Raw genomic sequence first — 21,288 nt, 5'->3', positions numbered from 1 at the left:
ATGAGCGAGCCGATCTCCAAAGAGCAGAGGTTTGAAATCGCTGCCGTCAAAGACTTCGACTTTGGCGCGCGCGAATGTGACTTGCACTTTGGCGGCAAAGGAAAAGTTTGGGGTACAGCGCGGCGTTTTATTGAGGCATTGCGAGAACGCGAGATTGACTCCGTTCTAGTCGGCGACCTCTCGATGTTTTTGCATGGCTATCGCCGTGTCACGAGTATCGTCGAGCTGATCGTTAATCGGGAAGGCTTGGCGTACATTCACCAGCACTTAGAAGAGCTTGGCGTTTGCAAGGACTTTCCGGCAGCCACCTCGGTTCGCGACTCGCTGACGCATGTGAAAATTCGTCTACACTTCGCCGGCACCCCGAGACCTGGAAATTCACATCCGCATTTGATAATTCCTGAACCAAGCGATTGCAGCACGCTCGTCGAAGGTTTACCGGTCATTTCGCTCATTCCAATGATCGAACTGCGATTGGCGATGGGGCTGGCTGAAAATAATTACGAACGTGAATGCATCGATGTCGTCGAGTTGATCCGCGTGTTGCGACTACCGCGAGACTTTGCGGATCGGATGCATCAGCTCGTTCAACCGAAGTACATCAGCTACTGGACAGAATTGAATGTTCCACCGCCTAAATATATTCGGCCGTTGCGTTCACCCGGCTGTCTCGAGAGTTTAGATGCCCCCGAAGCACTCTTGCAGAAGTGTGGATTTTCGGCGGAGCAGAGTACTGAAATGATTCATGCTGGACTAGTTTTGGAGCGTCGGGCCAGTGGGAAGGCAATGCTCACTACGATCGATTACGACCTTGCCGAGAAATATGACATGCACCTAGAGGATGAACACTTCCGAATTGACGACTACTAGATTTTTCTTGTAACTCGCTCGAACTCAACGAACTTTTCACGCCCGTCACGGACGCATCATGGCCAAGAAAACCTCCCGCACCGAAAAATCTGAAAACGTGGTCCTCACTGCCAAGGACAAAAAGACGATCGCGTCGCTGCTCGACATGGCGACCGATGTGATCGAGTCGGCAGAGAAGAAGCGGCCGCCGCATATGGATATTCCTTCGCGGTCGTTGTCGAACGTGAAGTACAACCGCAGCAAGGGCGTGCTCGAAATGGGCAACGCCACGAACCGCCGCGAGCTCTTCAATCTGTCGCAAGCCAAGAGCTACATGCAGATGCTGCTCGTCGGCCAGGGTTGCAAGGACCTGATCCACGCCGGCAAAACCCTCAGCCTCCGGGGTTTGTTCTATAAGATGCTGGGCGAAGTCGAAGGAACGACCGAGAAGAAATTCGAAGATCAGTCGGAGTCGGACACGATCATCGAAGACGTCGAAGTGACGCTTGATTCGCTCCGCGAAGAGATGCATCTCTACGCGAGCAACCGCGGCAACCTCGTGGGTCCCATCACGCTCAACGACAACGGCGATGAGCTTGACTGCACGCGCATGGGCTCGGCGGGCTACAGCATTCCCTCGATCGTTGAGCCCGACGTCATTCAATTCAAGAAGTGCAGTGCGAAGTTCATCCTGCATGTCGAAAAGGACACGATCTTCCGCCGCTTTCACGAAGACAAGTTCTGGCAAAAGCACAACTGCCTCGTGACCCACGGCAGCGGTCAGCCGCCGCGCGGTGTCCGCCGTTTGTTGCATCGCATGCACAACGAACTGAAGCTGCCGGTGTATTGCCTCCTCGATAACGATCCGTGGGGATACTACATCTACAGCGTGCTCAAGCAGGGCTCGATCAACCTGGCCTTTGAGAGCCAGCGGATGGGCATTCCAGACGCCAAGTACATCGGCCTACGGAGCAAGGATTTCGAGCGCTGCCAACTGTCGAAGTCAGTCAAGCTTTCGCTCAGCGAGCAGGACGTGAAGCGCGCCAAGCAAATCGCTGGCTATCCTTGGTTCGAAAAGAAGAAGGACTGGCAAAAGGAAATCGACCTGATGTTGAAGAATGGCTTCAAGCTGGAAGTCGAATCACTCATCAGCAAGGACATCAGCTACGTGACGGAAGTCTACGTTCCGGATCGCCTCAAGGATGGCGACTTCCTGGACTAGTGCTGGCTGTGTGCTCAGCTCGACTCATGCCCACCGCCCGGCGACGGACTACCTCACGGCGAATCCGTCGCTAAAATGAATGGCGGTTCTTCCTCTTAGCTCGAGTCCAGCCATGCCTACCGTCGACGAAATTTACAAGCAGTCCGAACAATTCCGCCGCGAAGGCAAATCGGCCGAAGCCATCACTGCGCTCGAAGAAGTGCTGAAGCTCGACAACAGCCACGTGCTGGCCCACATGACACTGGCCCGCCTGCTGTGCAAAGCCAATCGGCCCCTAGACGGCGTGCCGCACAGCGAACAGGCCTGCCAACTCGAGCCGAACGAAGTCTTCAACTGGACCGCGCTCAGCGAGACCTATCAAAAGGCTTTCGAAGCGACGCAGGATCGAATGTTTATCCTCAAAGCCGAAGAAGCAAAGACGCGCTCGCATCAGCTGCAGTGGCAAAAGTCGTAGCGTGCTCTTCGCGTCGTTCTCACGCTCCGTGGGATAACGCCACACGGAGTGTGGCGACTACACTTTGGCGCCGGCCTTACTCCAGCAGGTCGACGAAGTCATTGAACCAGTGATCGGCGATCAGGTCGTCGTTTTCGTCGGCAAAGAACCAATCGCTGGTCGAGCCTCCCCAGAGAAAATCAGCACTGTTGTCGTTGAAGACGGTCTGATTCACCAGCAGCAGCGTTTTGTCGTTCGCATAGGTGCCCGACAGATCACCCTTCAGGTTATTCACCCGATCGACGAACGAACGCGTTGACGTCCATTCTCTCATGATGTTGCCCAAGCCGATCGGCAGGTCTGGCAGCGTGAGCGTGCCGGCAATCTGAATGTCATCTCCGCCGTCATCAAGCAGCACATCGCTGCCGCTGCCGCCAACCGAGAGATCGCGGCCGCCGCGGCCAATCATCAAGTCGTTGCCGCTGTCGCCCATCAGCACATCGTGGCCGTCGCTGCCGATGAGGAAGTCGTTGCCACTGCCGCCAAACGACCACAGCTCGATGCCGGCTGCGGCTGCGCCCATGATGAAATCGTTGCCCGCCTGACCATACACAATCACGCGGTCAATATCCTTGTAGGTTCCCAGTAGTGCTCGCTGCCAAAAGGCTTGCAGTCCAGTTTCGCTCGTGCGGAGACGGATGACGTCGCCTTGAGTCGTGCCACCGATAACGAGTGTGGTGAACGAATGATCGGCCTGATCGACTCGCACGCTGGTGCTGGTAACTTCGACCGGCATTTGTTGAGTAACACTGCGGCCGTCGGCTAGTTGCAACCGCATGGTCACCTTATAGTCGCCGACGTCGGTGAAGATGTGCGATTGGTTTTGCCAGGCTCCCGTGATGGGCACTTCGATCGGTGTCGAGCCATCGCCGAAATTCCACGTGATCGTATTCACGCCAGCGGGTAAGGCACCGATAATTCCACCCTCGAACTTGAGCGTCTCGCCACGCACGCCGGCTTGATTGCCGTTGATCACGAGAGTGGGGAGCGGCAGGTAGGCCATTTCCACGTTCATCGTGCGCGTATGGCTCAGCCCACCGGCATCGGTGACGGTTACCGTCACGGGATATTTTCCAGCATTGGCATACGCGTATGACAGCGTAAACGTACGATTCGCCGCGAGTGTCAGCGGCACCACGCCGCCGCCGGCGCCGTAATCGACCGTGGCCGTCCAAGTATCGCCCGCATCGGGATCGGTGAACGATCCCACGCGAGTGAAGGGAGAACCGTATGTCACCAGCGCATCGCTGAGCGGCGCGATCGTCGGCCGTTCGTTGGCATTTTGCAGCGTGATCGTAAAGAGCTGCTCGACCAGTCGCCCAGCTTGGCTAGTGGCGCGAATGCCGATGGTGAGCGACGGCGGCATTTCATAATCGAGCAGATCGGTATCGGCCAGCAGCAGATTGCCGTCTTCAATCGTGAACACACCGGCCGGCGTCTGGAACAGTTGCAGCGTGAACGGATCATCCAGCGGCAGGTCGTGCAAAGTGATTTGCCCTACGATTTGCATCCCTTGGTTCTCGGTGACCGGTTGCGCGGCCAGCGAGATCCAAGGTTGCGACATCAGATCGGGACGAAACTTCGTAATGAATCCATCTGTACCTTGGGCAGTGACCGAGAAGCTGTTCGAGGTGGGATCGAGATCGGCGGTGTTCGTGAAGTTGCCCCCCACGAGCAGCAGACCTTCCGGATCCAGATTGACATCGTTGCCGCGGTTGCTGCCACTGCCGGGCAAGTTGTAGAAGGCCACCATCTTTCCATCGCTGGCCCACTTCTGCACGAACGCATCGGTATCGGCCTGACTGGTTCGGACAACCGTTTTCGTGGGATCGGAAAAATAAGCCGTTCCGGTGTAAGAACCAGTGGCGTAAGCTGCCCCCTCGGCGTCGACCGTGAGCCCATACACGCCGTCGGCGCCACTGCCACCAAACTGACGGACCCAAGCCAACTGTCCGGCCGCGTTCCATTTGGCCACGTAGCCATCCAAGTTGTTGCCGTTGGTACTGATCTGCGAGCCGCCGAAGTTGAACGTGCCCTGAAATGCGCCGCCGGCGAACACATTGCCGTCGGCGTCGACAGCGATCTCGTTGTTCTCCACATCGTTGCCGCTGTTACCAAAACGCTTCGCCCAGGCCAAGCCGCCACTGGCAGTCAGCTTCGAGATGAAGGCATCGGAGTTGCCGGCGGAAACCAGATTGAGTGTCGTAGCAGCAGGATCAAAGTCGACCGTTCCAGCAAAATTGCCAATCGAAACGATGTTTCCGTCCGCATCGACGGCCAGATCACGAATCGCATCAGCGCCGGTGCCACCCCAAGTTTTCACCCACATAAAGCGGCCGTCCGCAGTCAACTTCAGCACGTAAGCATCGGTACTGCCTGCCGAGGTCACTTTGTCTGGCGCAATGAACAAGGGATCAAAAGTGCGCGTCCCTGAAAATGAGCCGGCAATCAGCAGGTTTCCTGCTGCATCGGTTGTGAGCGCGCTGACGTTGTCGCTGCCATTGCCACCCAGGACAGTGTACCACTGCATGGTTCCCGCCTGATCGAGCTTGACCAGCAGCGAATCGCTGCTGCCGCGACTGTTCAGATAGCGATCGACGTAGTAGCTCGGGTCGGCATCGATCGAAGTGCTGAAGTCGACAGCTACCACCACATTGCCATCGTCATCGACTGCCAGATCAACGCCTGTCGAAGTTCCGCTGTGACCAAAGTTTCGCACCCACACGAGCGCGCCGGTCGCGGTGTACTTGGCGACGAAGGCGTCCACGTCAAACCTAGGCGTCAATTTGACGGTGGCGGGACCGGGATCGAAATCCAACGCATTTTGAAAACTGCCGGCGACGTAGAGGTTGCCATCGCGATCAGCGACCACTTTGTTCACCGTATCGCTGCCAGCGCTACGCAAAGCAGCCGCAATGCCAAATTCCGGCTTGGCGCCCGTCAATCCGAAGCCGACCTGCGTCTGCTGTTCACCAGTCTGCAAGGTGATGAGCGCAGTCGTTCCAGTCGAGAGCAAGTCGCTGTCGACAGCGTCATCGTCATCGTTGCCCACATTCAGTGGGGAAACAGCGAAGCCGATTGGCGCGTGGACCTTAATAAAATAGTTGCCGCTGGCCAGCCCCTCGAAGCGCACCTCACCCGTTTCATCGGTGATCACACTGGCTCGGCGGCCATCGTACAAATTGTCGATCGTCGCGTCGGTGGTGGCGAACAATTCCACCACGGCGCCGGCTAAGCCTGGTTCGCCCGCTTCTTGCAAACCATCGCCATCCAAATCATTCCACAGGCGACTCGCAATCACGCCGGTCGCTGCCTTGAATTTCATCAGGTAGCCATCTTGTGTCCCCACACTGTTGCGCAGCAGCGTGCCGGGACCGGGATCAAAATCGGCGGCTGTTTGGCCGTAGAATTTACCCGTCACGTAGACGTTGCCCGCCGCATCGTTAGCGACGCCGATTCCGGAATCCAAACTCGGGCCGCCCCACGTTCGCACGCTGATGAATTCGCCGTTGGAGTCGAGTGCGGCTAAAAACGCATCGTTGCCAGGTGTGTTCAAAAAGTAGTCGAACGAAGAAGGGTCAAAATCACCTTCGCCGCTTATCGTGCCGGCAATAAAGATTTGCCCCTGGGGCCCGATCGCCGTTTCGCCAATAAACTCCGAAGCATCGCCCCCCAGACTCTTGGCCCAGACCAGTTGGCCATCGAGATTCAACTTGACGACGTACAGGTCGTAACCGCCAGAACCGTAGTCCATGTAGTGCAGCCACGAAACATCGGGCCCCGGATCGAAATCAACAGGCCCCAAATAACGTCCGCTGAGCACGATGCTGCCCGCAGGATCAAATTTCAAGAGCCCCGCATACGTGTTTGTTCCGCCATACTCCCCATGCGCCCACACAAACTCGCCGGACGTATTCAACTTGGCCACGAACGTCGAAGAGTAAGTGCCCGGATCATCCAGCGTCAGCGTGCTACCTGCCACACCCGGCAGTGAAACCTGCCCATAGTACGAGCCCGTGATATAGACATTGCCATCGTTGTCAGCATCGACGCCCACCACCGATTCGTAATGCCTCCCTACGATCGCGCGAGTCCAGATAAAGTCGCCATCGGTAGTGAGCTTCGAAATAAAACCATCGCCCACGCCTGCGCTGGTGAGTTGGGTGTCGCCGAACGTAGATGTTTCGAAGAACATGCCACCGATGTAGACGTTGCCGGGGCCATCGACGGCAAAATGTCCAGCCCGTTCGTCACCCGCACCGCCCATCACGCGGCCCCACAGCGCCTTTCCCTCCGGGTTGAACTTGAACAGGTACAGGTCCGTTCGGCCGTGTTCGGTCACCACCACGTTACCGTTGACACCCGGCACGGTGATCGTGCCGCCGAAAAACTCGCCCGTTACATAAACATTGCCAGCCGCATCGAGATCAATCTGCCAGGCGTCGTCGAGCTTCACGCTCCACAGTTTCGCGCGGTCCGCCGAGAACTTGATCAGTTCGGTTTCGGTGGTGACATACATATTTCCTTGCTGATCAACCTCGATCCCGTCGTAGGTCTCATAACCCGCGGCGCCAGTCGTCATCACCCAATCAAGTTCCGCGGCCAGGCAGAGCCTAGGCTCTAGGTTTTCGAAATGGAGCTTGCTGCGTCCATTGCGAAGCGGCGTCGGGAAATTGCGGCGACGAATGGAGGAAGATTTGCGCTGGCTCATGAGATGCAAAAACAAGGTTGAGCAGTAGATCGATGGAGCGGCTCTGAAGCCGACATTTTAGTTTCGTCGCTGCAGCAGAGCGAGGCGAAAGCGCATCGTCGTTCGCAAGAATGCACGATCTGCCATGCAAGAGAAATCGCGGCAATTTGCAGGGAAAAAGATTGAGGCTAGGCAGCGAAGCCTCGTTTGCCGGCCGGTGCGAGTACCCGAGCATCTGAGGCGGGAAAGATTGGCTCGCAATTAGCCGCCATGCCATTCAAAGAACAAACATAACACTCGCCAATTCAGATAGCATACAAACGCCCCTAAACCCAAGTATCCATGCAGAACTCTTAAGCATCCCGCAGGATGTTAGCGCATCGCTCCGGTTGGAAATGAACTTGGATTCCCGAGGGATCGCAGCCAGCAACTGCGTATTTTGTGAACAGCTCACCAGCTGCCCAAAGGGCCCCGATGAAGATTACTTTGCGAGAGCTGTTTCTGCTGACTGTGATCGTGGCCCTCACATTGGGTTGGCATGCGCACGATCGCAGAATGAAAGCCGAGCGTCTTCAGGTTCAGGCAGAATGGGAACAGGAACGCCGCCAACTTTTTTCGACCATCGCGGACCAAATGCGCGCCGAAATGCAGCGCGCAAACGCGAGGTTTTTCAGCCAAAGCAAAACGCCACAAACGATGGATGCGGCAACCCCTAACACGTGCGAAGCGCACCACTGAGCTAATGCCGGAAAAATTCGTTCAGAAATAGTGCCCCGAGTGGCAAGAAGGTCAGCAGCCCGACAATAGCGCCGGGCACAAAGTGGCCAATCAAACCGCCGGCGAACGCGCCCAGACAGATCGTGAATCCGCCGATAAGGACGATCGTGTGAAAGCCGATCGGCAGCGTCAACACCGAACCAGCCTGCAAGCCAAACCAAACGGTGATCGCTGCGCACAGGATCATTTGGAACAAATACTTCAGTGAAAACTGTCCGGCGCGCATAATCACATTGTATCCTGCGTCGCCGAAATTAGCCCTTCGCCCAAACTTGCACGAGTTCGGTGCAAACTTCCGTGGCAGCGACCATCTCTTCCAGGCAGGTCCATTCGAGCGGCGAGTGCGGATTGTGTTCGCCGGTCGAAAGATTCGGCGTCGGCAGGCCGCGCTCGGTCAACTGCGAGCCGTCGGTGCCGCCGCGGATGATCGTCAGTTTGGCTTCGCGGCCCAGGCGGCGATGAGCTTCCACTGCGTACGCAGCGGCCCGCGGTTCTTTCGCCAGGCCATCGCCGAGATTGCGATATTGCTTCTTGATTTGAACATCCACTTTGCAGCCCGGATGTTCTGCCTCGACCTCTTTGCCGAGCTTCTTCAGCAACTCGGCCTTCACGCCGAGGCCCGCCGTATCGAAGTCGCGCAGCAGCACGCGCACTGTAGATTCAGCGACTCCGCCGTGCAGATCGTAGGGATGCAAAAAGCCGCTGCGGCCGTCGGTCGTTTCCGGCGAATGCCCGGCCCGCGGCAAGCGATCGAGAAAAGTGCCGAGGGCCCGCAGTGAGTTCACCATGCGGTCCTTGGCAATCGACGGATGAATGTTGATGCCGGTGATCTTCACCGTGGCGAGATCGGCGGAAAACGTTTCGACGTCGACTTCGCCAGCCCCGGCGCCGTCGAGCGTGTAACAAACCGTGGCGCCGAGTTTTTTCAAATCGACATGATCGATGCCATGGCCGATTTCTTCATCGCAAGTGAAGAGAATCCGGACCGGGCCATGCTTTAGCTCCGGTTGTTCGATCAGATGCTGCGCCATTTCCATGATCACGGCGATGCCGGACTTGTCATCAGCACCGAGCAACGTCGTGCCGTCGGTCGTGACGAGCGTTTTTCCCTTGAGACCAGCGAGCTCGGGATTCTGTGCCACGCGAATCACGCGGCTCGTATCTTTCGGCAGCACGATGTCGCCGCCGACGTAGTTACGAATGACCTGCGGCTTCACGTCCTTGCCGGTTGTCTCGGGCGAAGTATCGACGTGGGCATTGAAAGTCACCACCGGCGCACTCTTCGTCGCGGCAGCATCGAGCGTGCTCGGCACGGTGGCATAAACCAAGCCTTTGTCAGTGAACTCGACATCGGCAGCGCCCATGGCGCGAAGTTCATCGGCGAGGATTTTGCCGAGCAGCAGTTGGCCTGGCGAGCTCGGATACACGCCGCCAGGTTCGCCGGCGGTAGTGTCGAGTTGCACGTAGCTGAGAAAACGGGCGAGGAGGCGTTCGGGGTTGATCATGGATGTGTACGCTGCGAGTTGGCTTAGTTTTGGATGACTTCAGTTTAACGTTGTTGCCAGGTAGGGAGATGGGGCGATCGGGAGGTGGGGCAACTGATTTCGAATTGGTCTCCCCATCGCCCAATCTCCCCGCCTCCTCATCGTGCACACGCCCGCCATTCTGCAAATCGCCCGCAGCTAGTAAAATGCAAAATCCCACCACCACAGGCGAGACCCAATGAAATTCACCAAAATGCACGGCATCGGCAACGACTATGTTTACGTCAATTGTTTCGACGTGCCGGTGCCCAAGGATCCGGCTTCGCTGGCGGTGCGGATTGCCGACCGGCACTTTGGCGTCGGCGGCGACGGGCTGATTTTGATCTGCCCGAGCGATCAAGGCGCCGATGCCCGCATGCGGATGTTCAATGCCGACGGCAGCGAATCGGAGATGTGCGGCAACGGCCTGCGTTGCGTGGCGAAGTACGTTTACGACCACGGCATCAAGCGCGATCCGCGGCTGCGCTTGCAAACCGGCAACGGCATTCTCACCGTCGATCTGGAAGTGAAGAATGGGAAGGCTGAGCGCGTGCGCGTGAATATGGGCAAGCCGATTTTGGAAGCGGAAAAAATTCCGACCAAGCTCGTCGGCACGCCGCCGACCAATGTGAAACTCGAAGTCGAAGGCAAGACATTCGAGGTCACTGCGGTCTCGATGGGCAACCCGCACTGCATCGTCTTCGTCCCCGAAGCCACCGATGCTCTCGTTCTCGGCTTGGGCAAGTATTTCGAAAACTCGCCGATGTTTCCCAAGCGGGTGAATGTCGAGTTCGTCGAAGTCCTCAGCCGAACCGAAGTTCGCCAGCGCACCTGGGAGCGCGGCAGCGGCGAAACATTGGCTTGCGGCACCGGCGCGAGCGCCGTTTGTGTCGCGGGCGTGCTGACCGGTCGCACGGAGCGGAAGATCGTCAACCATCTACTTGGCGGCGATCTCGAACTCGAATGGAGTGAAGCCGACGGCTGTGTCTACAAGACCGGCGCTGCGGTGGAAGTCTTCTCGGGCGATTGGCCGGAGTAAATGCCGAGAGGGAGATAGAGAGCGAGGGAGCGACGGAGCGAAGTTGAGTAAAGGATTGCGATGGCAAAGGGCTGGCTATTTGGCGATGACGAATCGGCGGAACCAGCGGCACAGCCGCCGAGGAAGCCCGTAGCGTTAGCGAGGGAGAAATCGGCTGCGCCCAAAACTGCTGCACGCAAACCGGCAGAGAAAACGCCCACACCGGAACCAATCGCAGCTCCGCCGCCACCGCTGCCCAAACCGGTTGAGCCGAAGCCCAAAGTTCTCACCGTCTCGCAGCTCACGAACTCGATACAGAGCACGCTGCAAAACACCTTCGCCGGCATCGGCGTGAGTGGTGAAATCTCGGAAGTCTCGCGGCCTCATTCGGGTCACATCTATTTCACGCTGAAGGACGAAACGTCGCAGATCAAATGCATCCTCTGGAAGACTTCGGCCCAGCGGCTGAAGTTTGAACTGGAGGAAGGGCAGAAAGTGATCGTTCACGGCGATCTCGATGTCTATCCGCCCCGCGGCACGTATCAACTCATCGTGCAGCGCATCGAACCGCAAGGGATCGGCGCACTGCAACTCGCGTTCAAGCAATTGCAAGAACGGCTCGCGAAAGAAGGACTGTTTCATCCAGGGCGCAAGCGCTCGTTGCCGCGGTTTCCGCAGCGGATCGGATTTGTCACGAGTCCGAGTGGCGCCGCGATTCACGACTTTCTACAAGTCATCCGCCGTCGTTGGCCGAACGTGCATGTGCTGGTCATTCCAGCCAAAGTGCAAGGCCCCGGTGCAGCCGCAGATGTCGTTCGCGGCATTCAGCTCGCGAATCAGTTGCAGCCGGCGCTCGATGTGCTCGTGGTCGGTCGCGGCGGTGGCAGCATTGAGGATCTGTGGTGCTTCAACGAAGAGCCCGTCGTGCGCGCGATCTTCGCCTCGCTCGTGCCGGTTGTTTCTGCGGTCGGGCATGAAGTTGACGTGACGCTCGCCGATCTGGTGGCTGATGTGCGGGCACTTACGCCGACCGAGGCAGCCGAACGAATCGTTCCTTCGGCGGAAGATCTGCGAATGCAACTCGCGACCATCGGCCGGCGGATGAAGATGTCGCTGCAAGGGCAACTCAATTCCGCCCGGCGACAATTGGAACTCCTCGCCAGCCGTCGAGTACTGACCCATCCGCTCGATCGCATTCACGACCGAGCGCGTCGGCTCGACGAACTTTCGCAAACCATGGACCACGCAATTCGCCGCCGCGCGCAGCGGAGCCGCGATGCACTGGTCGCCATCGCCGCGCAGCTCGAAGCGCTCAGCCCGTTGCAAGTTCTTTCGCGCGGTTACAGCGTGACGCAAAAGAGTGATGATTCGCTCGTGCGCTCTGCGTCTGACTTGGCCGTTGGCGATACCATCCGCACCCGACTCAGCAGTGGCGAAGTCACGAGCCGCGTCGAACAAGTCAAACCGGAGAAGAAAAAATGACACAAGCGCAAGCTACACAGGACAACGCCGAAGAGATCACCTTCGAGCAATCGCTCACCTCGCTCGAAAAAGTCGTCCGTGGTCTGGAAGACGGCCAGCAGGGGCTCGGCGCTTCGTTGCAACTTTACGAACAGGGCATTCAACATTTGCAGCGCTGCTACCAGCTGCTCGACGCTGCCGAGCAGAAAATCGAACTGCTGACAAATGTCGACGAGGACGGCCAGGCGACAACGGAGTCGTTTGATTCCGACGCCGGCAATCTGGAAGAGAAAACTGCGACGCGCAATCGCAAGCGAGCACCGCGGTCTTGAATACGATTAGCTCGGACCAGCTTGCAAGCAATGCCGATTCGCCATGGAAATGCCGCTGATGATCGAGCCGATGATGCCGACGTAGCCCTGATCGGTGCCGCAAAGAAATAGATTCTTCAGGTGCGTCTCGCCATCGAGTCGCTTCTCGGGCGCGCCATACACCGCGCCGTTGTCGTGCCAAGTGAAGCGGCGGATGGTCGTCGGCGTGAACATGTCGGTGTCGACGACGTAATGCCGAAAATCGGGAATGAACCGCACTGCCGAAGCCACGACCTGGTCGTAGCCGCGGAGCTTCTCGAGCGTGTATTTTTCCGGCGACAAGTTGGCCCACAGATCGAAATCGGCGAGCGCGGTAATCCGGATCATGTTGTCTGGCAGCTCCCCTTCATCGGGCGCGTAGCGGAAATTGTTCGGCGAACAGATCACGCCCGTTCGCGCATCGATCAACCGATCGCGTGGGCGTTGCCAATCGAACTTTGGCGAGTCGTTGTAGAACACAATCGTCCGGTCATAGCCCATCGCTTGCGGCGGCCGATCGAGGACCGAGACCGTTTCGACAAACGACAATTCACCCGCCCGCGCCGGCTCGGCTTGCGACAGGTCATCGCACAGTCGCAAAGTTTCCACGACGCCAGCCGACGATAAAATCACATTCGCCGTTAGCTCCTGACCGTTGTCGAGCACTACGCCCGCAGCGCGCTGGCCATCGACGTGAATTTTCGAAATGCCGCTGCGAAGTTTCAGTTCGCCGCCGAGCTCGCGAAATTTCCGCACCAGGTTTTTCAGGATCAGCCGCACGCCGCGAAACGGCCGGGCCATCCCTTCCAGAAAAATTGCCCGAAACATGATGCTGAACTGGCCCCAGTCCATGTCCTCTTCGCGGGCGTTGCCGTACCACATCAGCGGGCAGAGGAGCATTTCGATCAGCAGCGGATCGCTGATCGTTTCGTTCAAGACTTGCCGCGTCGAGATCGTGAACATCTCGGCATTCAGATCGTCGTAGCCGGCGATCTTGTCGAGCAGCCGCTGAAAATTATCTTTCTGCTGCGGGAACAGCCGTTCGACTTCGCTTTGAAAATACTTCGGGTCGTTATTGAACCGCAGCTCGATGCCGGGAAACGCCACGGCGGAACCGATCTGCGGCGCGAGGGCCATGTCTTCCCAAGCCATTCGCAGCTGCCGCAGCAAAATCGCCAGCGGCCCTTTCTTCGCCCCCTTCGGCGTGAAGTTGGTCACCGCATGCAAGCCGACGTCGAAGTCGCGCCCGCGCAGGCGATAGAACGAATTCAGTCCGCCGATGGTGTTGTGCCGCTCGCAGATGCAAACCTTCTGGTCGTAATACGCCAGCCGAATGCCCGCGGCCAACCCCGACATGCCCGCGCCGATGATCAGAGTATCGTAGTTGGTCATCGGCGGAATGGAGAAAGGACGGGGCGGAGCAATCCACCTATTCTACCCACCCAGCGCCACTTGGGCATGGCCGGTCGCTCACTTCCTAGTGGCCGCGGCGCTGATCACCGTGGCGATCTCGCCCGCGAGCGGATTCACCAGCCCCTTACCATTGGGATGCACGCGGTTACTGAGGAAAATGAAGAACCAATCCTGCTCGGGATCGATCCAGATCACCGTGCCCGTAAACCCGCCGTGACCAAAGGCTTTTTTCGACCGGCCCTTGCCACCGTTGGTCGAAAAGCCCGTGTTCGAGTCCCAGCCCTGTGCCCGCCAGGCTTCGTACGCCGAGCCATCGTTCCGCACGCCGGGCAACGCGATCGGCGTGGTCATCATTTTCCAGGCACTGTCGTTGAGAAAGCGTTGGCCTTCGTACTCACCCTCGTTCAGCATCGCCGCAGCATAGCGCGACAAATCGCTGGCCGTAGAAAAGAGCCCGGCGTGCCCCGCAATGCCGTTCAGCTTGTAAGCCCGCGGGTCGTGCACTTCTCCTTGCATCCAATTGCCATCACGACGCTCTGTCGGTGCGCAGCGCTTCTTCAGCTCGTCGCCAGGGATGTACGTCGTCTCCTGCATGCCCAGCGGCTTAAAAATGTGCTGCTGCGAATACTCATGTACGTTTTGCCCGCTCACCTTCTCCAACAACAAGCCAAGCACCAGGAAGTTGACGTCGCTATACAAGAACTTCTTTTCATTCGTCAGCTTGAGCGCGAGCAACCGCCGGCGCGATTCGTCGACGCCCTGCTGATAGTCGCCGATCGGATTATCGGCGATCAGGCCCGTGCAGTGCGTCAGTAAGTTCTCGACGGTGAGCTTTCGCTTTTGCTCATTCATTTTTTCATCGCCGGTCTCGTTGAACTCCGGCAGAAACGAGCCGACCGTCTTTTGAATGTCGCGCGGATTCTTCTGAAAGAAATGCATTACGCTCGTCGCCGTCGCAATCGGCTTGGTGAGCGAAGCCAGGTCGAACACCGTATCGACGGTCATCGCAGCCGCGGGTTCACCTTCCCATTCAACTCGCTTGTTGCCATATGCTTTGAGCCAGGCCAATTTGTTTTTTCTGCCGAAGGCGACCACGCAGCCCGGCATTTTTTTGTCTTCGATTCCCTTCGCCACAATGCCGTCAATGGCGATCAGCTTGTCGGTGTCGAAACCCAGTTCCGCCGGCGCAACCACCGGCAATGACATAGGCGATTGCGCGCTGGTGAAGTTGACGAGAGCAACAAAAAGGAGCAGCGCGAGCGAGCCGGTATGTCGAAGAGCCATCGTTGTTCCCTCGATAGAAAAATCTCAGATCGAAAACAATGTAGCTGAATTCGCCAGAATTCAGATGGTGACGGCCAACGCAGAACTCTGAATTCTGGCGAATTCAGCTACTGAAAAAAACTCGCCGCAATCCCGTCGATTGACTTCTCTGCCGCGCGTGCCGAGACTAACGGGCTCCCGCCTCACCCTCGCTTTGGAGTTCTCGCGATGCTCATGCGTATCTGGCCCACCCTGGTTTGCTTGTTGGCATTTTGCTCGCTCGCTTCCGCCCAGGAGGCCAAGCCCGAACCGAAGAAAACCGAAGCCAAACCGGCCGAGAAGAAAGCCCCGCCGCCGCGCCTCGATCCAACCGTGGCTAACTTCAAATATGGCACCGAGAGCGAACGGCAGGTCTTTGATTTCTGGCAAGCCAAGTCCGATCGCCCCACGCCTCTCGTGCTGCTGATTCACGGCGGCGGTTGGCAGAACGGCGACAAGACGGGCTACGGCACGACCACGATCAAGCCGTTTCTCGACGAAGGGATTTCCGTCGCCGCGCTCAACTATCGCTTCATCAATCAAGCCATGGAACAAAAGGTCGTGCCGCCGGTGAAGGCGCCGCTGCACGATGCGGCCCGCGCGCTGCAAACGATCCGCTCGAAGGCCAAGGAGTGGAATATCGACGTGAAGAAGGTCGGCGCGACTGGCGGTTCAGCGGGCGCGTGTACCTCGCTGTGGCTCGCGCTGCACGACGATCTGGCCGATCCCAAGAGCAGCGATCCGATCGCGCAGCAATCGACCAAGTTGCAAGTCGCCGCCGTGACCGGCGCGCAGACTTCGCTCGATCCCAAGGAGCTCCGCGAGTGGATGCCCAACGCCATCTACGGCGGGCATGCGTTTGGTTTTGCAGCGAAAGATCGGAAGCGGCCTGAAGAGTTTGACCTGCTGATAGAAAATCGCGAAAAGGTGCTGCCGTGGATCAAGGAATACTCGCCGATCGAACTCGTCGACAAAAACGATCCGCCGATCTACATGGAATTTGGCGGAGCCAAGCCGCCGGTGATTGGCGAAAAGCAGGATGACCCGACGCACTCGGCCCTCTACGGTGTAAAGCTCGCCGAGCGAATGGAACCGACGGGCGTGGAATGCGTGGTGTCGTATCCGTCGAAAAAGGATACGAAGTACGGCAACGTGACGAAGTTTTTGATCGCCAAGCTGAAGGATAAATAGTTGCTCTTACGCAAGCGCGCTGAATAACCAGGCAATCTCGTCGTCGACATCGGCTGGGTCGGCGACGGTTTGGGCCAGTTCGGCACGAAGCAATTCGCGATAGCGCTTGCGCAAGCGATGGGCCGCGACTTTCACGGCCCCTTCGGTCATGTTGAGCTGTTCTGCCAGCGCGGCGAATGAACCTTCCTGCCGATTGCTGCTGATGAATGGCCGGAGGGCGGTGAAGAGCTCAGCTTTTCCCGACGCAGTAAATTCATCGCGCAGTTGCGTGAGAACATGGTCGAGGAGCGTGATGCACCAATTGCGCTCGAAGATTCGCTCGGCCGTCCAGTCGTGACCTGGCTCGAAGTTCAGTTTCGAATCGCCGGCCGTGAAATCGAGTGAGAGAGTTCGTTGGCCGCCACCCCGTTTACTGGCGTGCGCTTTCCGCCATTCGTTCGTCAGAAAGTTCTGCATCGCCGTCAGCAGAAAGCTGCGAAAGCGGCCTCGCTCGGGAGCGGCTTGGGCGAGCAATTCTTTCTCGAGCAGCCGCGCGAAGAATTCCTGTGTCAGATCCTGGGCTTCGTTGGCATCGGGCACACGACGACGAACATAGGCATAGAGCGGCAACCAGTATTTGCGGCAGAGCTCGGCGAGCGCGATCGCACCGTCGGCATCTTTGCCTTGGCCCGCTTCGAGCACGATGCTCCAGTGCGTCGTGGCAAATGAAGCCGGTGGATTCGAAGAAGACGCGCTGCTGCTCATGGCTTCCATTGTACGTCGCTGCATCGCTGCGTCATCTCGTTTTGCGTCATCTCGATTCCTCGCGCGGCGGCAACTATCATGTGCTGCGGATTTCACCCCTGGAGATGCGTTTATGTCGCGGATTGCCTGGCTGATTGTTTGTCTCGCGTGCTGTGCTCCTCTGATCGCTCAAGAGCCGATTCGCCATTCGCTCTTTATTGCCGGGCCGAATTTCACCGGCATCATCGATGAAGAGGGAAAGGAGATCTGGAACTCGGGGAAGAACGGCGCCCGTGATGGCTTTGTGTTGCCGAGCGGCAATGTGCTGATTGCCTGGAGCAGCGAAGCCAAGGAATTCACGCGCGATAAGAAGGTCGTGTGGGAATACAAGCTCTCGCCCGAGAACCGCGAGATCGGCACACTCGAGCGACTCGAGAACGGCAACACGTTGCTGACCGAGCTCGGCCCCAAGCCGCGACTGTTGGAAGTGACGGCGGAGGGAAAGATCGCGGTCGAGTTTCCGCTGCAGCCCGAAACCGACAACGCTCACATGCAAACTCGCATGGCCCGCAAACTCGCCGGCGGCAACTACCTGGTGCCGCATCTGCTCGCCTTCAAAGTGAAAGAATATTCACCCGACGGCAAAGTCGTGTCGCAGATCGCCACCGATTTCGATGAACTGGGCGGTCGCAAAGCCGAGACCTGGCCCTTCACCGCCATCCGCCTCGCTAGCGGCAACACGCTGGTCACGCTCACGCACAGCAACCGCGTCGTCGAGTTCGACTCGGCGGGCAAAGTGGTGTGGAAGATCAGCAACGAAGACTTCCCCGAGCTGAAACCGTTTGCCGATCCATGCGGCGCGCATCGCCTGCCGAACGGCAACACGATGATCGCCAGCTACGCCGCGACGAAGGGGATCAAAGTCTTCGAAGTCTCGCCCGAGAAGAAAATCGTCTGGCAATACGAAGGCCCATTCCGCGCGCACGAACTGCAAGTCCTCACTACCAACGGCAAGCCCATTGAAGGGAAGCCGCTGAAGTAAGTTTTTCGGACGTTACGAAGGACTGGCCTCACCCCAAGTTCGCAGGGCGAGATCGTAAACGTCCTTCAACGGCACGTTCTTCTCGGCGGCGATCTTTTTGCAGCTCTCAAACTCCGGCGAGAAGCTCAAACTGCCGTCGCTAAGGACCGCGAGTTTGCCTTGGATTTCGCCCCAGGGCGTGATGATGTTGTGGGCTCGCCGCTCGAGCTTATGGCGGCTCGCGGGCCAGCGGCGGATGCCGAGGGTGCCGGTTTCTTTGAAGAGAATCTTTTCGCTCTTGGCGATTAACTCTGGCGAGCAGAGAACCGTCACGAGCGTGCCCGGGCGGTTCTTTTTCATTTGAATCGCGGTGGTGTAGACATCGAGCGCACCCGCTTCCAGCAGCTTCGTCGTGGTATGGCCAATCACTTCGCCGCTGATGTCGTCGAGGTTGGTCTCCAGCACCCACACCTGATCGCTGAGAAGATGCTCATCGACTTCGCCGACGATGAGTCGCAGCAGGTTCGGCTGTTCCTTCAGATCGCGATCGCCGGCGCCGAGGCCGATCGAACGGATCTTCATGGCCGGCAGCGGCCCGAATTCATCGGCAACGGTCGCGACAATTGCAGCCCCCGTCGGCGTGGTCAATTCAAACGGCACTGCCGACGGCGAAATCGGAATACCCTTGAGAATTTCGGCAACAGCAGGCGCCGGAACGCTCACTCGGCCATGCTCGATTTCGATAAAGCCGGTGCCAACGGGAATGGGCGAGCAAACGATGCGATCGACGCCGAGCAGCGACAAGCCGATCGCGCTGCCGACGATGTCGGCGATCGAATCGACCGCGCCCACTTCGTGAAAGTGAACCTTGCGCAACGTGCTGCCATGCACGCGGGCTTCGGCGACACCCACGCAGGTGAAAATGCGCGTCGCGAGATCTTTTTGCGCCGGTGTGAGGACCGTGCTCGCTTCGATCTTGTCGACAATGTGATGCAGATGGCGGTGGGCTTGTTCCTTGGGATGGTCGATGCTGACCTTCTGGCCGCGAAATCCCTTCCGCTTGACCTCGGTCGCGGAGAAGTTGATTTGTGTAAAGCCGAGGGAGTCGACGCCGGCTTGGATGGCGGCGAGATCGACGCCGCAATCGACGAGGGCGCCGAGCATCATGTCGCCGCTGATACCGCTGGGACAATCGAAGTAAGCAATTTTCATGGTGGATTAGTTAGCTGTGGTCTCGGGAAGGCGCTGCGAGCGAACAAACTTGGCGACGAACTCATCGGCAGGTCGGCGAATGAGATCGTCGAGCGTGCCGCGTTGCACAATGCGACCGCCGCCGAGCAGGATCACATCGTCGCCAAAGAAACCGGCTTCGCCCATGTCGTGCGTGACGAGGACGACGGTCTTGTTGAGTGATTTGAAAATGCCGCGGAGGTCTTCCTGCAAATCGTAACGCACGAGCGGGTCGAGCGCACCCATCGGCTCATCGAGCAGGACCACATTCGGGTCGAGCATCAGTCCTCGCATTATCCCCACGCGCTGTCGCTGGCCGCCGGAAAGTTGCGCCGGAAACTTGTCGAGCGCGATCTTCGGCAAACGCGTCAGGTCGGCTAGTTCGTCGACCTTTTTATCGGCTTCTTTGCGGCTCCAGCCCAAGTGCCGGGCGAGCAGGCTGGTATTGTCGCGGGCCGTGAGATGTGGAAAGAGCCCGCCATCTTGAATGACGTAACCCATCCGCCGCCGACATTCCAGAATGTTTGCCGCCGTGATTCGCTCGCCATCGAACAGCACTTCGCCGGTGTCGGGCTCCAGCAGACCGATCATCAGGCGCAGCAACGTGCTCTTGCCGCAACCGCTCGGCCCGATCAACACGGTGCAGCGCCCCGGCGTGACCACGAGCGATGTCGGTTGTAGGACTTGGAGAGCACCGAAGGATTTGGAGACGTTTTTGAGTTCAATCATGTGTGACGTAGTTTTGAGTTGAGAGGTTCTGAGTTCTGAGACAGGAGATCGATTCTCAATCCTGTCTCAAAACTCAAAACTCAAAACTTTCCTCCCCTCTCCCGATTAATTCCATCAAGCAGCCCCTGCACCGACTTTTCCAGCTGATCGGTCAACTGCTGCACTGCGTCGCGAGCGCCGCGTTCTTTCGGAATCTCGATCGGCGGGCCGAAGCGGACGATGGCGCGGCGTTCGCCGCGGATGCCGGGGAACGCCTGGCCGAGGACGTCTTCTTCGAACTTATCGAGGGTTTCGGCGATCCGTTCGAGCGGCGGATTTTCGTGAAGATAGTTGCCCGGATAGCTGTAGAGTTGCACGACGAAGAACATGTCTTCCATCGCATCGACGAGCGGTCGGCGGGCTTCCTCGGTGATCTTCTCTTGCTCGAGCAGTTTGATCACGGCCCGGCGAACTTCTTTTACTCGTTCCGGCACGATCGCGCCGTTGCTCTTCACTTCGTAGGTCTGCTCGTGCTTGCTCAGCACATGATTCGCGAGATTTTGAATCCGCTCCGGGATGCTGCCGTTCTGCTGCTTGCCGATGTATTCGATTTCCTTCAGCGCGAGCAAGCCATCGGCGTACGCGAGAATGCGTTCGGCCAGCGGCTTGCCGGTGCGTGGCTTCCAGTTCATCCGCTCTTCGAGCCGAGTCATCACTTTCGTGAGATCGTCGCTGGGGTCTTTCACATAAAAGCACTTCAACGCTGCCGGAATGCACACGACCTTGCGATCGGCTTTCTTCGCCGCCGACATGGCGATGGCAGCCGCGCCGTCGCGAAAGGGCGTGACGTGATCGTTGCTGTGATAGATGTCCCCTTCAGGAAAGACGACCAGCGGCTGTGGCGAGTTGGCGACGATATCGACCGATTGCTTGAAGGCCTTCAGGTCGGCTGCTTCGCGATTGATGCTGAAGCAACCATGCCATTGCAGCACGCGTTGTTCGTAGGGCTTGCTCATCGCGAAGACTTGCCACGCGCTGAGAAAATGAAACGGCTGGCCCACCCGATGGGCCGTTTCGATCATCACATACGAGTCGTAATGAAACGAATGATTGGGCGTCACCATCACGCCGCAACCATCGCGCAAGGCTTGCTGCGGATGCTCGATTCCTTGAACTTCGATGTTGGTGATCTTCTGACCGCGGCGGAGCTCGCGGTTGATGAACGGCCGCCAAAGCTTGACGATCCAGGGAGTCATCATCGGCTCCCACCAGCGCGGCGGGGTTTGATAAGGCTGACGATTCATGGGCGAGCAGCGG

18 protein-coding genes are annotated in these 21,288 nt (G+C 58.1%); 9 read left to right on the top strand and 9 right to left on the bottom strand.

The window, feature by feature from the left end; all coding sequences use genetic code 11:
• The 3 genes from M9Q49_RS28085 (at nt 1) to M9Q49_RS28075 (ending at nt 2,525) form a co-directional block, all read left to right on the top strand.
• Entirely contained in the window at nt 1-870 is an 870-nt protein-coding gene (locus M9Q49_RS28085) for a hypothetical protein (RefSeq protein WP_254512623.1), read from the top strand.
• Between the two features lie 58 nt (nt 871-928).
• A complete protein-coding gene (locus tag M9Q49_RS28080; RefSeq protein WP_254512622.1) occupies nt 929-2,071 on the top strand; it encodes a DNA topoisomerase IV subunit A in 1,143 nt (380 codons plus the stop codon).
• 112 nt (nt 2,072-2,183) lie between these two features.
• Nucleotides 2,184-2,525 carry a tetratricopeptide repeat protein gene (locus M9Q49_RS28075; RefSeq protein WP_254512621.1) on the top strand — a complete coding sequence of 114 codons (342 nt, stop codon included), beginning with the start codon at nt 2,184-2,186 and terminating at the stop codon, nt 2,523-2,525.
• A gap of 76 nt (nt 2,526-2,601) precedes the next feature.
• On the opposite strand, the gene M9Q49_RS28070 is transcribed toward M9Q49_RS28075, so the two are convergent.
• Nucleotides 2,602-7,146, bottom strand: a complete 4,545-nt coding sequence (locus M9Q49_RS28070) for a PKD domain-containing protein (protein ID WP_254512620.1) — start codon at nt 7,144-7,146, stop codon at nt 2,602-2,604.
• A 582-nt stretch (nt 7,147-7,728) separates the two neighbouring features.
• On the opposite strand from M9Q49_RS28070, the gene M9Q49_RS28065 reads away from it, so the two are divergent.
• On the top strand, nt 7,729-7,992 hold the full coding sequence (locus M9Q49_RS28065) for a hypothetical protein (RefSeq protein WP_254512619.1): 264 nt from the start codon (nt 7,729-7,731) through the stop codon (nt 7,990-7,992).
• A 1-nt stretch (nt 7,993) separates the two neighbouring features.
• On the opposite strand, the gene M9Q49_RS28060 is transcribed toward M9Q49_RS28065, so the two are convergent.
• Entirely contained in the window at nt 7,994-8,218 is a 225-nt protein-coding gene (locus M9Q49_RS28060) for a hypothetical protein (RefSeq protein WP_254512618.1), read from the bottom strand.
• A gap of 67 nt (nt 8,219-8,285) precedes the next feature.
• Nucleotides 8,286-9,536, bottom strand: a complete 1,251-nt coding sequence (pepT, locus tag M9Q49_RS28055; RefSeq protein ID WP_254512617.1) for a peptidase T — start codon at nt 9,534-9,536, stop codon at nt 8,286-8,288.
• A gap of 217 nt (nt 9,537-9,753) precedes the next feature.
• Between pepT and dapF the strand changes: the two genes are divergently transcribed.
• The 3 genes from dapF to xseB are packed head-to-tail and all read left to right on the top strand — an operon-like array spanning nt 9,754 to nt 12,365.
• Nucleotides 9,754-10,593, top strand: a complete 840-nt coding sequence (gene dapF, locus M9Q49_RS28050; RefSeq protein ID WP_254512616.1) for a diaminopimelate epimerase — start codon at nt 9,754-9,756, stop codon at nt 10,591-10,593.
• 60 nt (nt 10,594-10,653) lie between these two features.
• Nucleotides 10,654-12,054, top strand: a complete 1,401-nt coding sequence (xseA, locus tag M9Q49_RS28045; protein WP_254512615.1) for an exodeoxyribonuclease VII large subunit — start codon at nt 10,654-10,656, stop codon at nt 12,052-12,054.
• Entirely contained in the window at nt 12,051-12,365 is a 315-nt protein-coding gene (gene xseB / locus M9Q49_RS28040; protein WP_254512614.1) for an exodeoxyribonuclease VII small subunit, read from the top strand. The genes xseA and xseB overlap by 4 nt, the downstream gene beginning before the upstream one ends.
• Nucleotides 12,366-12,371: 6 nt before the next feature.
• On the opposite strand, the gene M9Q49_RS28035 is transcribed toward xseB, so the two are convergent.
• Both M9Q49_RS28035 and M9Q49_RS28030 read right to left on the bottom strand, forming a co-directional pair.
• Nucleotides 12,372-13,775: a phytoene desaturase family protein gene (locus M9Q49_RS28035; protein ID WP_254512613.1), complete on the bottom strand. Its 1,404-nt coding sequence runs from the start codon at nt 13,773-13,775 to the stop codon at nt 12,372-12,374.
• Between the two features lie 78 nt (nt 13,776-13,853).
• Complete coding sequence (locus tag M9Q49_RS28030) at nt 13,854-15,080, bottom strand: serine hydrolase domain-containing protein (RefSeq protein WP_254512612.1); 1,227 nt, start codon at nt 15,078-15,080, stop codon at nt 13,854-13,856.
• A 207-nt stretch (nt 15,081-15,287) separates the two neighbouring features.
• Here M9Q49_RS28030 and M9Q49_RS28025 point away from each other — a divergent pair, with 207 nt between their 5' ends.
• Entirely contained in the window at nt 15,288-16,289 is a 1,002-nt protein-coding gene (locus M9Q49_RS28025) for an alpha/beta hydrolase (protein ID WP_254512611.1), read from the top strand.
• A gap of 6 nt (nt 16,290-16,295) precedes the next feature.
• Here M9Q49_RS28025 and M9Q49_RS28020 read toward each other — a convergent pair whose 3' ends face one another.
• A complete protein-coding gene (locus M9Q49_RS28020) occupies nt 16,296-17,057 on the bottom strand; it encodes an RNA polymerase sigma factor (RefSeq protein ID WP_254512610.1) in 762 nt (253 codons plus the stop codon).
• A gap of 88 nt (nt 17,058-17,145) precedes the next feature.
• Here M9Q49_RS28020 and M9Q49_RS28015 point away from each other — a divergent pair, with 88 nt between their 5' ends.
• Nucleotides 17,146-18,054: a beta-propeller domain-containing protein gene (locus M9Q49_RS28015; RefSeq protein WP_254512609.1), complete on the top strand. Its 909-nt coding sequence runs from the start codon at nt 17,146-17,148 to the stop codon at nt 18,052-18,054.
• 12 nt (nt 18,055-18,066) lie between these two features.
• Here M9Q49_RS28015 and larC read toward each other — a convergent pair whose 3' ends face one another.
• From larC to M9Q49_RS28000, 3 genes are all read right to left on the bottom strand, one after another.
• Nucleotides 18,067-19,245, bottom strand: coding sequence for a nickel pincer cofactor biosynthesis protein LarC (gene larC, locus M9Q49_RS28010; protein ID WP_254512608.1), 1,179 nt, complete (start codon nt 19,243-19,245; stop codon nt 18,067-18,069).
• A 6-nt stretch (nt 19,246-19,251) separates the two neighbouring features.
• Nucleotides 19,252-19,992: an ATP-binding cassette domain-containing protein gene (locus M9Q49_RS28005; protein ID WP_254512607.1), complete on the bottom strand. Its 741-nt coding sequence runs from the start codon at nt 19,990-19,992 to the stop codon at nt 19,252-19,254.
• An 80-nt stretch (nt 19,993-20,072) separates the two neighbouring features.
• Entirely contained in the window at nt 20,073-21,275 is a 1,203-nt protein-coding gene (locus tag M9Q49_RS28000) for a lysophospholipid acyltransferase family protein (RefSeq protein ID WP_254512606.1), read from the bottom strand.
• Nucleotides 21,276-21,288: the final 13 nt, after the last annotated feature.

Origin of the sequence: Anatilimnocola floriformis (assembly GCF_024256385.1) — a bacterium.
Taxonomy (GTDB): Bacteria; Planctomycetota; Planctomycetia; order Pirellulales; family Pirellulaceae; genus Anatilimnocola; species Anatilimnocola floriformis.
The sequence above is the reverse complement of the archived record's forward strand: the minus strand, read 5'-3'. Positions and strand labels throughout refer to the sequence as shown.

Excerpts from the sequence above, each read along its gene's own strand:
- M9Q49_RS28085 (WP_254512623.1), top strand. The coding sequence starts at position 1 with ATGAGCGAGCCGATCTCCAAAGAGCAGAGGTTTGAAATCGCTGCCGTC.
- M9Q49_RS28080 (WP_254512622.1), top strand. The coding sequence starts at position 929 with ATGGCCAAGAAAACCTCCCGCACCGAAAAATCTGAAAACGTGGTCCTC.
- M9Q49_RS28075 (WP_254512621.1), top strand. The coding sequence starts at position 2,184 with ATGCCTACCGTCGACGAAATTTACAAGCAGTCCGAACAATTCCGCCGC.
- M9Q49_RS28070 (WP_254512620.1), bottom strand. The coding sequence starts at position 7,146 with ATGACGACTGGCGCCGCGGGTTATGAGACCTACGACGGGATCGAGGTT.
- M9Q49_RS28065 (WP_254512619.1), top strand. The coding sequence starts at position 7,729 with ATGAAGATTACTTTGCGAGAGCTGTTTCTGCTGACTGTGATCGTGGCC.
- M9Q49_RS28060 (WP_254512618.1), bottom strand. The coding sequence starts at position 8,218 with ATGATCCTGTGCGCAGCGATCACCGTTTGGTTTGGCTTGCAGGCTGGT.
- pepT (WP_254512617.1), bottom strand. The coding sequence starts at position 9,536 with ATGATCAACCCCGAACGCCTCCTCGCCCGTTTTCTCAGCTACGTGCAA.
- dapF (WP_254512616.1), top strand. The coding sequence starts at position 9,754 with ATGAAATTCACCAAAATGCACGGCATCGGCAACGACTATGTTTACGTC.
- xseA (WP_254512615.1), top strand. The coding sequence starts at position 10,654 with ATGGCAAAGGGCTGGCTATTTGGCGATGACGAATCGGCGGAACCAGCG.
- xseB (WP_254512614.1), top strand. The coding sequence starts at position 12,051 with ATGACACAAGCGCAAGCTACACAGGACAACGCCGAAGAGATCACCTTC.
- M9Q49_RS28035 (WP_254512613.1), bottom strand. The coding sequence starts at position 13,775 with ATGACCAACTACGATACTCTGATCATCGGCGCGGGCATGTCGGGGTTG.
- M9Q49_RS28030 (WP_254512612.1), bottom strand. The coding sequence starts at position 15,080 with ATGGCTCTTCGACATACCGGCTCGCTCGCGCTGCTCCTTTTTGTTGCT.
- M9Q49_RS28025 (WP_254512611.1), top strand. The coding sequence starts at position 15,288 with ATGCTCATGCGTATCTGGCCCACCCTGGTTTGCTTGTTGGCATTTTGC.
- M9Q49_RS28020 (WP_254512610.1), bottom strand. The coding sequence starts at position 17,057 with ATGCAGCGACGTACAATGGAAGCCATGAGCAGCAGCGCGTCTTCTTCG.
- M9Q49_RS28015 (WP_254512609.1), top strand. The coding sequence starts at position 17,146 with ATGTCGCGGATTGCCTGGCTGATTGTTTGTCTCGCGTGCTGTGCTCCT.
- larC (WP_254512608.1), bottom strand. The coding sequence starts at position 19,245 with ATGAAAATTGCTTACTTCGATTGTCCCAGCGGTATCAGCGGCGACATG.
- M9Q49_RS28005 (WP_254512607.1), bottom strand. The coding sequence starts at position 19,992 with ATGATTGAACTCAAAAACGTCTCCAAATCCTTCGGTGCTCTCCAAGTC.
- M9Q49_RS28000 (WP_254512606.1), bottom strand. The coding sequence starts at position 21,275 with ATGAATCGTCAGCCTTATCAAACCCCGCCGCGCTGGTGGGAGCCGATG.